This window comes from Limosilactobacillus reuteri, from assembly GCF_034259105.1.
Lineage (GTDB): Bacteria > Bacillota > Bacilli > Lactobacillales > Lactobacillaceae > Limosilactobacillus > Limosilactobacillus reuteri_G.
Genome location: NZ_CP139478.1, coordinates 746,475 through 762,775, shown reverse-complemented (window position 1 = coordinate 762,775; position 16,301 = coordinate 746,475). Strand labels below are relative to the sequence as shown.

Annotated in this window: 12 protein-coding genes, 1 pseudogene and 1 other annotated feature (1 of these 14 only partly in view); all 13 genes and pseudogenes read right to left on the bottom strand. The window is 39.2% G+C overall.

Annotation, left to right across the window (positions count from 1 at the left end; translation table 11 throughout):
* Nucleotides 1–19: 19 nt before the first annotated feature.
* Nucleotides 20–3,474, bottom strand: a pseudogene (locus SH603_RS04655) (mucin-binding protein); the annotation flags it as partial.
* A 209-nt stretch (nucleotides 3,475–3,683) separates the two neighbouring features.
* Complete coding sequence (locus tag SH603_RS04650) at nucleotides 3,684–4,658, bottom strand: ribose-phosphate diphosphokinase (RefSeq protein WP_169473196.1); 975 nt, start codon at nucleotides 4,656–4,658, stop codon at nucleotides 3,684–3,686.
* Between the two features lie 69 nt (nucleotides 4,659–4,727).
* Nucleotides 4,728–7,205: an ATP-dependent RecD-like DNA helicase gene (locus SH603_RS04645; protein ID WP_169473198.1), complete on the bottom strand. Its 2,478-nt coding sequence runs from the start codon at nucleotides 7,203–7,205 to the stop codon at nucleotides 4,728–4,730.
* A gap of 21 nt (nucleotides 7,206–7,226) precedes the next feature.
* Nucleotides 7,227–7,910 (bottom strand): tetratricopeptide repeat protein, encoded by a 684-nt coding sequence (locus SH603_RS04640; RefSeq protein ID WP_169471834.1) that lies wholly within the window; start codon nucleotides 7,908–7,910, stop codon nucleotides 7,227–7,229.
* Between the two features lie 12 nt (nucleotides 7,911–7,922).
* The gene (locus SH603_RS04635; RefSeq protein WP_153701101.1) at nucleotides 7,923–8,579 is read right to left on the bottom strand and encodes a histidine phosphatase family protein; all 657 of its coding nucleotides are present in this window, start codon (nucleotides 8,577–8,579) and stop codon (nucleotides 7,923–7,925) included.
* Between the two features lie 137 nt (nucleotides 8,580–8,716).
* Nucleotides 8,717–9,850 (bottom strand): tRNA 2-thiouridine(34) synthase MnmA, encoded by a 1,134-nt coding sequence (mnmA, locus tag SH603_RS04630; RefSeq protein ID WP_003668307.1) that lies wholly within the window; start codon nucleotides 9,848–9,850, stop codon nucleotides 8,717–8,719.
* Nucleotides 9,851–9,957: 107 nt separating this feature from the next.
* The gene (locus tag SH603_RS04625) at nucleotides 9,958–10,296 is read right to left on the bottom strand and encodes a DUF1831 domain-containing protein (RefSeq protein WP_011953428.1); all 339 of its coding nucleotides are present in this window, start codon (nucleotides 10,294–10,296) and stop codon (nucleotides 9,958–9,960) included.
* A gap of 1 nt (nucleotide 10,297) precedes the next feature.
* Nucleotides 10,298–11,452, bottom strand: coding sequence for a cysteine desulfurase family protein (locus tag SH603_RS04620; protein ID WP_321534149.1), 1,155 nt, complete (start codon nucleotides 11,450–11,452; stop codon nucleotides 10,298–10,300).
* A gap of 19 nt (nucleotides 11,453–11,471) precedes the next feature.
* A complete protein-coding gene (locus SH603_RS04615) occupies nucleotides 11,472–12,167 on the bottom strand; it encodes a 5'-methylthioadenosine/adenosylhomocysteine nucleosidase (protein WP_169477990.1) in 696 nt (231 codons plus the stop codon).
* A 15-nt stretch (nucleotides 12,168–12,182) separates the two neighbouring features.
* Nucleotides 12,183–12,452, bottom strand: a complete 270-nt coding sequence (locus tag SH603_RS04610) for a hypothetical protein (protein ID WP_169471837.1) — start codon at nucleotides 12,450–12,452, stop codon at nucleotides 12,183–12,185.
* Nucleotides 12,445–12,996 (bottom strand): NUDIX hydrolase, encoded by a 552-nt coding sequence (locus SH603_RS04605; RefSeq protein WP_003666776.1) that lies wholly within the window; start codon nucleotides 12,994–12,996, stop codon nucleotides 12,445–12,447. Before SH603_RS04605 ends, SH603_RS04610 begins: the two co-directional genes overlap by 8 nt.
* Before the next feature lie 12 nt (nucleotides 12,997–13,008).
* Complete coding sequence (locus SH603_RS04600; protein WP_003666775.1) at nucleotides 13,009–13,212, bottom strand: cold-shock protein; 204 nt, start codon at nucleotides 13,210–13,212, stop codon at nucleotides 13,009–13,011.
* Nucleotides 13,213–13,325: 113 nt separating this feature from the next.
* Nucleotides 13,326–16,121, bottom strand: a complete 2,796-nt coding sequence (ileS, locus tag SH603_RS04595; RefSeq protein WP_321534148.1) for an isoleucine--tRNA ligase — start codon at nucleotides 16,119–16,121, stop codon at nucleotides 13,326–13,328.
* A gap of 57 nt (nucleotides 16,122–16,178) precedes the next feature.
* Nucleotides 16,179–16,301: a binding site (T-box leader), on the bottom strand; it runs 97 nt beyond the window's last position.

Genomic DNA, 16,301 nt, shown 5'->3' with positions numbered 1-16,301 from the left:
CAGGGGTAATGGTAGTCCCACCGGCAACTGCCTTATCTGCGTGATAGCCAGAAACAACTGGCGTATCGATATTGCCGAAGGTATGGCTAGCGACGTTCCGTTCCAGCCAGTTTCACTAACAATCTTACCGGTTACCTTATCAACCACGGCACTCTTAGTAAAGGTAAAGTGCTGAACATTGTTAGCCGGCGTCTGGTCACCAGCCCCAACGTAGTGAATGGTCTGGGTTCCAGTTGCCTCCAAGTCATCCTTAGCGGTCCCATCTGGCCACTTTGGACCGTTTGGATCGTTCGGATTGATTGGCTGACCTGGTTGTCCTGGATTTTCTGGTGTTACAGGCACAAGCTGGTGTTCAACATTAATCACAATGTTTTGCGCACCCTTACTGATCGTTGTCGGGATGACAACATCAGGATTAAGGACCTTGTAACCCTTATTTTCTAATTCTTGGATTACCGTGTTCTTATCGTAAGTAAAGGTCGTCCCAACATTTTCTTCACCACTGCTCTTACCGTATTGCGGCAAGTCAACATTATCGGTAGTATCACGCACAGTAACAGTGATTGACCCTTGTTCAACTGGCGTATCTGGGACATACTTCACTGGTACGTTTTCACCTGGTTGACCTGGCACTGGATCGACTGGGTCACCTGGTTTACCAGTTTCTGGGTGATAACCTGGTACATCTGGAACTTGGCCTGGTATCGTTTCACTTGGGTTGTCCGGATTGGTTGGGAACTGTGGTTGGTCGGCACCTGGAATTGGCGTACCATCTGGGCCGACCGGAATAATGTGACCGTTTGACGTGTAGGTTACCGTAATCGTGGCATTCGGGTCAGTCTTGGTGACTGTTGCACCACCTGCAGTAGTTTGGGTAGTAGTGTAACCCTTAATTACTGGCGTATTGATCTTGCCAAAGGTGTGGTCACCTGTTAAGTCCCCAGCTGTTTGAATATCTGGTGCGTGGAGTTCCGTTCCATTCCCGTCAACGAACTTAATCGTTTGCGAACCAGTATAAGTTTCTGGTGTTGGGGTATCTGGCACATACTTAACTGGTACATCTTCACCTGGTTGACCTGGCACTGGATCGACCAGGTCACCTGGCTTACCAGTTTCTGGATGATAACCTGGTACTACTGGAATTTCACTCGGCGTTGTTCCTGTTGGATTATCAGGATTCGTCGGGAATTGTGGTTGGTCGGCACCTGGAATTGGTGTACCGTCTGGACCGACTGGAATTACATGGCCATTTGGTGCATAGGTTACCACAATCGTCTTATTTAAGTCATCAGGAGTGATCGTTGCTCCACCAGCAACGGCCTTATCTGCGTGATAGCCCGCTACTACTGGCGTATCAACATTACCAAAGGTATGACTAGCAACGTTCCAGCCAGTTTCACTGACAATCTTACTAGTTACTTTATCAACAGTAGCACTCTTCATGAATGTAAAGTGTTGAGTATTATCAGCCGGCGTCTTATCGCCAGCACCTTCATAATGAATAGTCTGGGTACCAGTTACTTCCAAATCATTCTTAGCAGTCCCGTCTGGCCACTTTGGACCGTCTGGATCGTTAGGATTAATAGGTTGGCCAGGAATTCCTGGATTCTCTGGTGTTACAGGAACAAGCTGGTGTTCAACATTAATCACAATGTTTTGCGCACCTTTACTAATGGTAGTTGGAATTACTACATCTGGATTAAGAACTTTATAACCCTTGTTTTCAAGGTCTGCAATTACAGTATTCTTATCATAGGTAAATCCAGTCCCCACATCTTGTTCACCACTGCTCTTACCGTATTGCGGCAAGTTAACATTATCTGTTACATCATGAACGGTCACAGTGATTGAACCTTGCTGAATTGGTGTATAGATAACCCGTGTATCTTTTCCAGGATCTTCTGGCGTAACCGTTTGTTCTTGCGGCGTATAACCAGGAATAACAGGAACTGGCTCATCCGGTTTAACTCCGGTTGGATCATTAGGATTGTTCTGATATTGCGGTTGCGGTGCGTTTGGTATTACTTCTCCATTCGGTAACACTGGAATAATTTTTCCTAATGGCAAATATTTTAATTCAATGTTTTGCGTTTGCTCTACATAAGGATTTGGAAAGACATAATTACCATTTTGAATACTCAAAGCTGTTGGGCCAAGTGAGCTTTGACTTGAAGGATAAACAATTCCTTTTAAATTGTTAGGATCATATTGCTGCTGACCATTAATATAAATGTCACATTGCATCAACCCATTTTGTGAAATTTGGTGCCATACCTCTTTTATTAATTGTCCGCTTGCACTTACCCATTCATTTGTGTAGGTTCCTCCATTATGAAATTGTGAAATAATTCCATTAGCACGACTACTATTAATCAAATAATAACCCTTAATAACTATTTGATCGTTTTTTCCAGCCGAATATACCTGTCCTGTGAGTCCCGTTTGTGTGTAAGGTTGTATTCCAGGTATCTCTTCTCCTGTTTTCTCATTTACATATTTAATAGTCTGAGTTACTTTTGCTGGCATTGTATCTCCCCACGCATTAGATACATTATCTGCTGCATAAGGATTAGGGTTCTCTTTAATAAGAGCTTGATACTTTCCATAACCAAATGTAAAAGCTAAGCCATAATTATTATTAAGTTCATTAACACTTATTCCATTTTCCCCAAAATTATAAATATTAATTTTAGAACCCTGATATGGTCCCTCATAGCTTTGCATTTCACCAACATTTATTGTCCCATTACTATACTGTTGTGTGTATTGGTCGTTCGTAATATAGTAATTTAAGATCCCTCCTGGTTCATTACGATTAGTAGCTAAAGTAATTACCATATTTAAGGGCGTATACGCATTATCAGTCAATTGACCATTAGTTAAATGGAATTGATCAAAAATATATTGATTTTGAGGTATTATTCCATTGGTATTAGGGTAATCTGGCGCATCTATAATACTTGCTTGTTGAGTATTTAATGACACTTGGGAGTTACTAGTTAAATTTTGAATAGAGTCACTAGATCCCCTTGCAGTCATCACGGGCGTTGAACTTGGGTTATTACTAGTTAACGCAGCACTTGTTTGAGATGATTGACTGCTAGCAGTTGCTGTTTTAGCTGATGAGGAATTTATTGAGCTAGAATTATTAGAGGTAGCTGTAACTTCCTCACTTACTGTACGCGTCTGATTATTTTGATTAGAACTTGCGCTTACTGGAGTACTAGCACTTTCAACCACGCTAGATTGATTTGACGCATCATTGCTCCCTGGTAAACTTGCCAGATTCGTTGTTTCAGTAACTGCTATACCATTGTTATTAGAAGCATAAGCCGTTTGCGACAACTGAATTCCCATAATAAAAGAACCAAGTAAGACAGAGGCAACCCCGATTGAAAGTTTACGCAACGTAAAACAATCTTGCCTATCATCTATCTTTCGTTGAAGCTCACGATTATTATTTTTTGATAACATCAAAATCCTCCTTTTGACTACTAAACTAACTTTTTATTGTCAGTAATCATTAACTGTTTCTATAAATAGGACTTGTCTATCAATCAAACTTATCCATCGCCCATTATAAATAAAATTATATTTATCATCAATTAAAAAGATTATAGAATTTTCTTGATAAAAATGTATTAAAAAAAGGCCCCATTAGACGAGAACCTTTTAAAATAAAATTATTTACGATTAAACAATGTATCAATTGATTGGTTATTGTGGATACGAACAATTGCTTCTTTTAATAAATCGTCCACTGATAATTGAACCAGCTTAGGGAATTCCTTCTCTTTTGGCAATTGAATTGTATCTGTCACAATCATTTTTTCAAGCGGCGAATTTTGCAACGTATTTACCGCATCAGCTGAGAGTACTGCATGTGTAGCGATTCCATAAACTTTAGCAGCACCAAAGTTCTTTAATGCTTGTGCAGATAAGTTCATGCGGACACCAGTATCAACAATATCGTCAACAATAATCGCTGTTTTTCCCTTTACATCCCCGATTACATATTCAGGCACTTCTTGCTCAGTCCGTTCCCGAACTTCATCGTTACGGTTATCAATAATCGCAATGGAAGCTTTAATTCGTTCAGCATATTTCCGCGCTAAATTAACGCCAGCATGATCAGGGGCAACTACTACAATATCATCACCCAAGTTTTGTTCCCCAATATACTTAGTAAAAAGACTGGTTGCTTGAAGATGATCAACAGGAATATCAAAGAAACCTTGAACTTGAGGAGCATGAAGGTCAATCGTTACTAATCGACTAATTTGATCCATTTCAAGAAGGTTAGCGATCAATTTAGCTGTAATTGGTTCACGGCTTCGTGCTTTTCGATCTTGACGTGCATAACCATAGTAAGGCATTACAACATTAATTTTAGCCGCACTTGCCCGCCGTAGAGCATCAACCATAATTAATAGTTTCATCAAGTTAGTGTTAACTGGATCAGAAACGGACTGAATGACATAAACCTCACAGCCACGAATACTTTCGTCAATTGTAATTTTAATTTCCCCATCAGCAAAATGACTAATGGAAGCTTTACTCAACGGAATCCCCACGCGTTGAGCAATTTGTTCAGCTAGTTTTGGATTTGAATTTAGTGAAAATAAACGCACATTATCGGCATTTTTTATCTGGGTCATTTTTATACTCCTTTAAAGTTCGACAATAATCATAACTATTATGACAACAAATTACTGTTCAAGCAAGTATTATTTGGCTTGATGCAAACTTTGTAAGCTAATATTTTCCATTCCGATTAATGGATCAATTGCCTCTGAATTAATGAGGGCAGCTGTTAGGATATATTGTTGAGCATCATTATTTATCAATTGTTCCGGTTGTCTTTGAGCTGTTTGAGGACTAGAAAGTTCTTTTGTTAATGAATCTGTTTGATGATCTAATTTTGATTTTAATTCACCATGCTTATTCCAAACTTTGCCGAGGCGATCAACCAAAGAAGTTTTCCGGTTAACCGCTTCATTTTTTACACTAGTCACAACCGCATACGGCTCACCGATCAAGACTAACTTTTCTGCGGCACGGGTAATCGCTGTATATAAAAGATTTCGTTGAAGCATTCGGCTAAACTGCTGAACAATCGGTAAAAGAACCATCTTAAACTGACTTCCCTGTGCTTTATGGATCGAAATACAATAAGCTAACCGTAATTGATTCCATTCCATTCGGCTATAACTCACTTCATTACCATCAAAATCGACAGTAATTGATTCATTTTTCTTGCCGACTGTCTTACCGCTTTCAATTGCTGTAATTTGTCCAATATCACCGTTAAAAATATTTTTTTCTGGAACATTAACGAGTTGCAGGACCTTATCTCCAACGCGAAAAGTCAGTCCCCTAAAATCGACTTCTTGTTTTCCATTAGCTGGGGGATTATATGCCTGTTGCGCAAGTTCATTCAACCGGTCGATCCCTGCTTGTCCCCGGTACATTGGTGCCAAGATTTGAATATCATTTGCGGAATAAGCTCGTTTTTTAGAAAGGTCAATAATTTGTTGGACCACACTTGGCACTTGGTTAGCATGACATGAGATAAATGATCGATCTGGCATTTTATTTGTTAGATCTGATGGTAGCTTACCCTCTTTGATAGCATGAGCTAATGGAATGATTGTTGAATCAGCAGCCTGGCGGTGAATATTGGTTAGTTCAACTTTTGGCAGTTCTGCAAAATCAAGAAGATCATGAAAAACTTGTCCAGGACCAACAGATGGTAATTGGTCCTTATCACCTACTAAAACTACATGCATAGAAGTAGGAACGGCTTGAATAAGAGTCTTAAACAAAAGCGTATCAACCATCGACATTTCATCAATAATCAATAACGAGCCTTCTAAATCGCGGGCATTCATATCAGTTGGCATTTCCCGGCCATTAAGCCCTAGTAAGCGGTGAATTGTACTTGCTGGTAAATCAGTAGCTTCACTCATTCGTTTAGCAGCACGGCCTGTAGGAGCAGCTAGTAAAACAGGAAAAGACTTTTCTTTATATTCATTTACGTCTAATGAGAGATCATGAATTTTCGCATAACTTGCTACAATTCCCTTAATAATTGTTGTTTTTCCCGTTCCCGGGCCGCCCGTAAGAAGCATGACTTTACTATTTAAGGCTGTTTTGATAGCCTCTTTTTGAACTTGATCATAGGTTATTCCCGATTGCTCGGCAACCTTCGTAACTGTTTTTTCAATAGTCGTTGCTGGTAATTTTTTCTGGTCAACGGTAAGAAGACGATGCAAGTGATCAGCAATTTGCCATTCCGCGTTATAAAGGGCAGTTGGATAAATTTTTTCATCAGCGTAACTAATTTCTTGATTTTTCTCCAACTCAACAATTTGGTTGGCAATCAAATCTGTAGAAACACGGCCACCACTTCCTTGGGCAAGCAACTGGATAGTTTGCTGCAGAAGAGGTTTTGTTGTAGTAAATGTATCACCGGTTTCCATTGTCAAATCATCAAGCGTCTGGATAATTGCTGCATCAATCCGGCGTGAATCATCCGTGGCAATTCCTAATTTTTGTGCCACCTGATCAGCACGATTAAAACTAATTCCATCTATTTCAGTGACGAGTTGATAGGGATTTTCATTAATAATATGTAGAGTTTCTTCCCCGTACTTGTCAAAAATTGCACTACTAAGGTTAGCGCCAAAGCCGAGATCATTTAGGCCGATAATAATCTCATCCATCCCCTGGTTTGCCCGTAAATTATCAACTAATGAATCCTTAACTGCTTTGCGGAGTTTTAATTCATCTAAAACATGAGGGTCAGCAATAATTTTATTAATTGCATCCGTTCCTAACTTGTCGACAATTTTTTCAGCCGTCTTTTTTCCAATTCCGGTAAATTGTTTTCCAGACAAGAAATCAACTAACCCATCCTTGCTTGTAGGACGGTTAACATGGTAAGAAGTAGCTTGAAATTGTTGTCCATATCGTGGATGCTCAACAATTTTTCCCTCAAAGCGGTAAGTTTGATCATCACTAAGATCACCAAAACTTCCGGTTACAGTAATTTCCGGCTCGTGCCAATCAAAATTCGCTTCTTCAACCGAGACAATTAAAACTTTAAAAAACGAATCTGGACTAGTAAAAATCTCAGATTGTACCTGACCAATAAAAAAAGACGGCTCCGTTGGCGTCTTAAATAGGTCGATTTCTTCAGCCATAGAAGTCATCCTTTCATGTTGCTAATCTTTCTTTTGCGTTGCCTGAAGCGTTTTTTCAATATCATTAAGTCGTTGCTCACTCTTATGGTAGTAGTTAGGATCTAACTGCTTAGCTTGCGCAAGGTAGTCTTTATATGGCTCACCAAGAACCATTGCTACAATTCCGCGATTAAATTGCGTATCAGCACGGCCCGGATGATACTTTAGAATTGCATCATAGTAAGCCTTAGCCTGTTTAAATTCACCTAATGCTAATAATGAATCACCAATTACCTGATTAATTTCAGGATCGTCTGGACGTAATTCAAGGGCAGTTAATCCATAAGCAACTGCTTGCTTGTATTGTCCCTTTTTCATATAGCTTTGGGCTAACATAAGATAAGAATCAGCTTTGAGTTTAGGATCATCAATCTTATTGTAAAGCTTAATTGCCTCATTAACTTTGCCAATCTCATAGTAAAGGTTACCAAGACCGTAGTTTAAGAGGTTCATAGCATCCTTGTTGCCCTTTGCCTCAAAAATCCCCAAAGCCTTCATAAAGAGTTCTTCTGCTTGTTGATAGTCATTTAACCGGGTTAGCAAAGAACCTAAATCATAATAATTTTTTACTTTATCTGGGTGCTCATCAATTGCTTCAACTAGTTTATGAACTAATTTTTCTGTTTCCTTTTTCTTAGGATCACGAAAATCTTTTTTCTCTGTCATTAATATCACCTCTTAAATCGTATCAGTCGGGTCAACCTTGCTCTTGTGAAGGTAAGATGTATCATTCCACTTTTCAAGTTCAAAATGACGACCATCATTAGTAGTAAGAATCGTCGTTGATGTATTGCTTAGTCCACCACGATCTTTCAAGTGAGCAAGAGGTGTTCCAATCAATGCATTAATGGCAGCATTCAAGGCAGCTCCGTGGGAAATCACGAGAATATTACCATTAGGATACTGGCGACAATACTCTTCAATTGCTGCACGGAAACGAGCGATTACTTCTAGAAAACTTTCTCCTTCTACTAATGATTCATCATATTTATCAGGATGATGACGAAAGTTTTTTAAAACTTCTGGCCATTTTGTCGCAACATCTTCAAAACGCATTCCTTCCATTTTGCCTAAATTAAATTCTTTTAACCGGCTATCAATTGTTAATGGGATTTCTGGATTCAAATGGTTCAATAATGCCTGAGCTGTTACGCGCGCACGCTTTAAAGGACTAGTATAAGCGTGTTCAAACGGAATCCTTTGTAAAGAACTTGCTAATAATTCAATTTCGCGATAACTATCCTTTAATAACGGTGAATCGCCATTGGCACCTTGATAACGGGATTCTAAATTCCATTGCGTTTTTCCGTGCCGGATTAAATAAACTTTTGTCATCTCTGTCGTTACCCCTTTTACTTACTATCTTACCAGAGTTTGCGGCAATTGTTTATCACAGAGTTATTACTTTATGTATATTTAAGAAGGCAAAAGCGAAATTACCTCTGCCTTCTTTAAGGTCTAAAAAATATGAATTAAACGTATTGAAGCTGCCGGTCATGACTGTAAGCACGATCAATAATCGCACTCCCAAGGCATTCCTCTCCATCGTAAAAGACAACCGCTTGACCTGGAGTGATGGCCCGTGCAGGATCATCAAATTCAACTGTTACCATTTGATCATCATCTGACAAATGAACAGTAACGCCAACATCTGTCTGACGGTAGCGGAACTTGGCCGTACAATGAAAATCACGCCCATAACGACTTACAACATCATCAACCCAGTGAATATCACTCGCTTCAAGATGAGTAGCATAAAGATGGCTGTTTTCGTATCCTTGACCAACGTAAAGAACGTTCTTCTTCATATCCTTACCGATTACAAACCATGGCTCATTACTTTCCTTATTACCACCAAGGCCAAGCCCCCGACGCTGACCAATGGTGTAATACATTAAGCCCATATGCTGACCAACGACCTTGCCATCAAGGGTCTCCATATTTCCTGGTTGTGCTGGAATATATTGACTCAAGAATTCACGAAAATGACCATCCTCACCGATAAAGCAAATTCCAACAGAATCCTTCTTATCAGCAGTAGCAAGCCCTGCTTCTTCAGCAATCTTTCTGATTTCTGGCTTAGTGTAGCCAGCTAATGGAAACATTACCTTATCCAACTGCTTATAATCAAGTTGACTTAAGAAGTAAGTTTGATCCTTGTGTTGGTCTTTAGCGCGCATTAAGTGCATTCGGCCGTTCTCATCACGCTTTACATCAGCATAGTGTCCAGTCGCAACGTAATCAGCACCTAATTGGTTAGCATATTCAATAAAAGCCTTGAACTTGATCTCTTTATTACAAATAACATCAGGATTTGGTGTACGACCTTTCTTGTACTCAGCAATGAAATACTTGAAAACCCGATCCCAGTATTCCTTCTCAAAGTTAACAGAATAGTATGGGATCCCAATCTTAGAAGCAACTTTTGCTACATCTTTGTAGTCTTCAGTAGCAGTACAAACACCATTTTCATCAGTGTCGTCCCAGTTTTTCATGAAGACACCAACAACATCGTATCCTTGGCGCTTTAAGAGAAGAGCCGTCACTGAAGAGTCGACTCCTCCACTCATTCCTACCACCACACGTGTATGACTATTATCAGCCATTAATTATCACCATCATTTCGTATAGATTCTGGAATAATCTACGATTGAAGGTCGCATGCATCCAGTGATAACCATTGTACCAGAGTATTTCAATCCCTGCACAGTTTTTATTTAGTGAATATTTGCCGGGCAACCATTTCATCTAAAATATAGTGATATTGTTGAATAAATTCAGCTGCGCGTTGGTGATTAAAAATATTAATCTTTCTTAAACCATTTCCCGAAAGAGTCTCCATTTTAAAACCGTCTAAATCACTGTTAATTAAAATCCGCAGACGGGCAACAGGTTTAAATGGGTTATCAGTATCGAGACTTCCTAAATATTCAAAGTTTCCCCGGTTAGTCTGTTCAAATCCTAAATCAAGCAAAGCATATTTTTTTATCTCTGGGCTAATTGTGTATTTATCCTTATCACCAGAAATTTGTACTGTTTTTGTAAATTCCATTTTAATTGTCCCCATTAATTTTCTTTAGGTTTTCAACGGTTTTAACAATCGTAGCAATTAACTGATCAATATCTTCTTCCGTATTTAACCCACCAAAACTAATTCGAATTGATTCACTAATTCGGGGGCTATCAGCGCTAAACATCGCTGTTAAAACGTGAGAAGGCTCAATACTACCCGCTGTACATGCAGAACCACCAGAGACTGCGATGCCAGCAAGGTCTAAATCTGTCTGGATAACATAAGTTGAAATTCCTTTAAACCATAAGTTAAGCACGTGGGTTTTGTTGATTTGTCCATTAATTTCAAAATCAACATTATTTTCCTTTAGCGCGTTAACGATCTTTTGCTTAAAGGTATAATAACGCTCACGCCGTTCTTCTTTTACTTCCGGCGTGTTTAATTCTACCGCTTTAGCAAAACCAGCAATTCCAGGTACATTTTCAGTCCCTGCACGGCGTTTAGTTTCTTGGTCTCCACCCTTAATAAAGCTTGGAAAACTAATGCCATCACGACGATACAAAAATCCTATCATCTTTGGACCATTAATCTTATGGGCCGATGTTGAAAGCATATCAATGTGGTCAGCTTTAACATCAATTGGCAACAGTCCATATGCTTGAACTGCATCCGTATGGAACCATGCTTGATGGTCTTTCAAAATTTCCCCAATCTCATGGATAGGCATTTGACTACCCACTTCATTGTTTTCCATCATAATGGTTACTAAAATCGTATCATCACGAAGAGCGGCCTTAAAATCATCAATTGAGATATTACCATTTTCATCAACTGGTAAATAGGTTACCTCAAAGCCATGTTCTTCTAAAAAATAGAGGGGTTTTAAGACTGCCTCATGCTCAATGGTAGTTGTAATAATATGCTTACCAAGATTCTGCCGTTTAAAAGCAGTTTGGATAATAGCAGTATTATCACTTTCAGTCCCCCCACTGGTAAAAATAATCTCATTATCATTAGCATTAATGCTTTGGGCAAGAATGTGACGACTATCTTCCATTACAAGTTTGGCATGACGCCCATAAGAGTAACCAGTTGAGGCATTCCCCCATGATTCTTGCATTTGTTTAGTCACTTCCGCAATCACTTCTGGGGTCATTGGGGTTGTTGCTGCATTATCCAAATAAATCTCACTCACGAGTTTTTCATCCTTCCATTTACTTATCTAAATCTGCAAAGAGCTGAAGAAGCATGTTTGCAGAGCGTTTTCCGGCATCAATAATAAAGTCGTCAAAACTAACGCCGGCATCTTCATCACCTATATCAGACATTGCCCGAACTACCACATATGGAATTTGGTGGTCAGTGGCAACTTGTCCAACCGCTGCCCCTTCCATTTCACTAGAAAGTGCATCAGGGAAATTATTCAAAATCTCTTTAATTGCTTCTGAACTTGCAATAAATTGATCACCAGAAACAATTAATCCTCGTTTTACATTTAAGCCAGTCTTTTCGCCGGCTTTTTCTAAGGCTTCTCCCCATTGGTCAGAAGCCTTAAAGCGTGGTTCTTTTCCTGGGAGTTGGCCATAACGGTAATTAAATGCAGTTGCATCAACATCATGGTAGGCCGTTTCAGTTGAAATTACAATATCACCAACATGTAACCCTTCACCAATTCCACCAGCTGATCCAGAATTAATTACAACATCTGCCCCACAATCGGTAATTAAATGTTCAGTAGTAATCCCAGCTTCCACTTTACCAATTCCAGATTCTACTAATACAACATCTTGATTATTGATTTTACCGAAAAGGTAGGATTTACCACCAATTTTCTTTTCTTGTTTATCGGATAACTTTGCAGTTAATTCTTTAATTTCTTCAGGCATTGCACAGATAATTCCAAATCGCATATTTTTCTCCTTTTTCTATCCAAGATAAAATAGTATTAAGTAAACAATAATAATTGCTACAATCAAAGCAATGATTGCAATATTTAAGCGACGTTTCAAGCGCGCCGTTTTTTCTGCCACTGTTTCGTCATGACGTTGACTAGCAACTGCTTCGCGACTATAAGGTTGATCAGTTGTATTTTCTGTTGCTTCATTAATAGGTTGTTGTTCAGTCTGACGTTGCTGTTGACGATATTGACTACGTGACATACGTGATTGTTGCTCATCTTGTTGTTTATTATCCACGGTTGTTCATTCCTTGCCAGTAATAGATTGCCATGATTGTCTTAGCATCTTCAATTTCGCCTTGATCAATCATTTCAAGCGCTTGTGGTAAAGTTACTTCTTTTAACATCAATTGTTCATCTTGATCTTGCGGCAGCTCATTGCTAACCCGTTTTAATCCCGTGGCCAAATAAAGAGTCATGTATTCATCCATACAACCAACAGAAGTATAAAATGAAGAAATCTTTTTTAAACTTGTTGCTTCATACCTTGTTTCTTCATTTAATTCACGTTTAGCCGCATGAAGAGCATTATCAGCATCCCGTTGGTCGAGCTTCCCCGCAGGAATTTCAAGGGTTGTTTTCGCAATTGGTGCGCGCCATTGTTTTTCAAGAATCATTTTATTATCAGCCGTCAAAGCCAAAATCGCAATTGCTGGTGCATGGTGGACGATTTCTCGTTGTGTTTTATTACCATGTGGGGTGATAACTTGCTGTACTTCAACATCGATTAAATGGCCGTGAAAAACTGTTTTACTACTTATTGGTCGCTCTTCAAATTCCATTAGAACCCATCCTTATCTTAAAACACGAACATGTGCTGCTTGCGGTCCCTTTTGTCCTTGAACAATTACTAATGAGACCTCTTCATCAGGGTGAAGGATGCGACGACGCGTTCCTTCGATTCCACTATAATGAACAAAAATTTCTCCTTCATGAGGAACTGTAATAAAGCCCCATCCTTTTTGTTCGTCAAAACTTTTTACTTTTCCTTTGAGCATTTTTTACCAACTCCATAATAAAATACCAAGCAACAAGTGTCACTTGGTATTTTACACCGCTTAAAAATAATTGTCATTTACCGGATAACGAAAACCCGTTTTTTTAGAGATTATTATTCTTCTAAACCATCTTCTGCTGTTTCAGGGAAGTTTTCCCGAACAATCGCAGCACAGCGAGCACATAATTCAGGATATGCTGGATCACTGCCAACATCTTCCTTAACCATGCGACAACGAGCACAAGTTTCACCATTAGCAGTTATAACCTTAACTGCTACCCCATCGTTGTATTGGTCAGCATCAGAAGGCGCTTCATCAGCTGGATGTACATGAAGAGCAGAAACCCCTAGCAATAATTGAATGTTTTCATTAAGACTATCAAGTAATTGCTTTTGGTCATCGGTTAAGTAAAGATCAACTTGAGCTTCAAGTGATTTACCGATTAGCTTAGCATTCCGTGCCTCTTCAAGACTCTTCAGAACATGTGAACGTACTCCCATAAAGTCATCCCACTTGCTCAATAGTTCTTCTTCACCAGCGAATGTCCGTGGATCTGGAATTTCAGTTAATTGAACAAAATCTTCCAGTTCATTCATGTAGCTCCATACTTCTTCTGTAGTGTGAGGAAGGATTGGTGTAAGAAGCTTAACAAGTGTCAAAAGGATATCATAGAAGACAGTTTGCATTGACCGCCGAACTTCTGAATTTTCAGCCTCAATATAGAGCACATCTTTAGCAATGTTCATGTAGAAAGCTGAAAGATCATTGTTTACAAAATTGATCAATACCTTATAAGCATCAAGAAAGTCATAGTTATCAAAATCTTCCCGCATTGTCTTCAAGAAGTGGTTAAGTTTAACCAACATGTACTTGTCTACCGATTGTAATTTCTCATAAGAAACAGTATTTTCTTCAGGATTGAAGTCACTAGTATTAGCAAGTAAGAAGCGGAACGTATTTCTCAACTTACGATATGCTTCAGAAATCTGTTGGAATGTTCCCATCGATACACGAACATCAGCTGAAGTATCAGCACTCATTACCCATAACCGGATAATTTCCGCACCCATTTGTTGAACAACCTTATTTGGATCGATAACGTTACCTTGAGATTTACTCATCTTGTTACCGCGCTTATCAAGTGTGAACCCTTGAGAAACGATTTCCTTATATGGCGCATGTCCTGAACATACAACACTGGTAATCAAACTAGAGTTAAACCAACCACGGTATTGGTCAGATCCTTCAAGGTAAAGGTCCGCTGGGTATGTTAAATAATCACGTTCAGCTAATACCCCTTGGTGTGATGAACCAGAATCAAACCATACGTCCATAATGTCAGTTTCCTTAGTGAACTTACCATTAGGAGAATGTTCATTAGTGTATCCTTCTGGCAAAAGATCTTTTGCTTTACGTTCAAACCAAACATTAGAACCATACTTAGCAAATAATTCTGCTACATGGTTGATTGTTTCTTCTTCCATGATTGGTGTGCCATCTTCAGCATAGAAGATTGGTAGAGGTACACCCCAAACACGTTGACGAGAAATTACCCAATCACCACGGTCTTTGATCATATTGCGAAGACGAACCTTTCCCCATTCTGGGTGGTACTTAACGTCTTCTAAGGCATCTAAAATATTTTGACGCATCTTTTCAATTGATACAAACCATTGATCAGTTGCCCGGAAGATGATTGGTTGCTTTGTCCGCCAATCAAATGGGTAACTGTGTTGTAATGGCTCTTGAAGAAGTAAAGCATTGTTTTCTTCTAGCTTTTGAAGAGATACATCATCAGCATCTTGGTAGAATACCCCTTCAAAGCCTTCACCGTTTTCCTTGGTTAAAACACCTTGATCATTGATTGGGGCAAAAATTGGCAAGTCATACTTTTTACCAAAGTTGTAATCATCATCCCCATATCCAGGAGCAGTGTGAACAAGGCCAGTACCAGCATCAGCAGTAACATAATCTGCTAAACCAACAAGAAGATCACGATCAAGGTATGGGTGTTGAGTAGTCATCCCTTCAAATTCTTGACCCATTAAATGATCAACAACTTCATAATCTTCCCAGCCAAGTTTTTCCGCTAATTTCTCAAGCAGATCTGTTGCAACAACAAATTTCCGGTCATCATTTGCTGGCTTTACAACAGAGTAATCAAACTTTGGATTAACTGCAACTGCCTCAGAAGCAGGAACAGTCCATGGTGTTGTCGTCCATACAACTAAATATGTATCATTATCTAAACGGCCTTTGCCATCTTTAATTTGCTCTACAAAGAAGGCTGTTTTGGCAACAACATCATGATATTCAACTTCGGCTTCTGCTAAGGCTGATTCTGAAGACCATGACCAGTAAACTGGCTTCTTAGCTTGGTATAATAGGCCTTTCTTAGCGAATTCACCGAATACCCGAATTTGAGCAGCTTCAAATTCTTTATCAAGGGTAAGGTATGGATGATCCCATTCACCACTTACACCTAACCGCTTAAAGTCAGTCCGTTGCTTATCAACTTGCTTAAGGGCATATTCCCGACAAAGATCACGGAATTCAGTTAAGCTCATCTTCTTACGGTCGTAACCGGACTTAGTCAATTGGTGTTCAATTGGCAATCCGTGAGTATCCCAACCAGGAACATAAGGTGCCCGGTAGCCAGACATTGACTTATAGCGCACAATAAAATCTTTAGAAATCTTGTTCATAGCGTGGCCAATGTGAATATTACCGTTAGCATATGGAGGCCCATCATGTAAAACAAAAGTAGGCTTTCCTTCATTTAATTTTTGTCGTAGTTCATAAACTTTATTTTCTTCCCATAGCTGTTCCCGTTGTGCCTCAGTTACAGGTAACTTTCCGCGCATTGGAAATTTAGTACGGCCAAGGTTTAACGTATCTTTAACACGCATTGTAACTACCCCTTTCATTAATTCTTGTATTTTAATAATAAAAAAGCTTCCTCCCATTACTGGGACGAAGCTTCTTCGCGGTACCACCCGGATTTAAAACTTTAAAATTAAAGTTTCCTCATGTCATTAGATAACGATAATGAACCGCCTCATCCTAACTAACTCAAATGAGGTACTCCG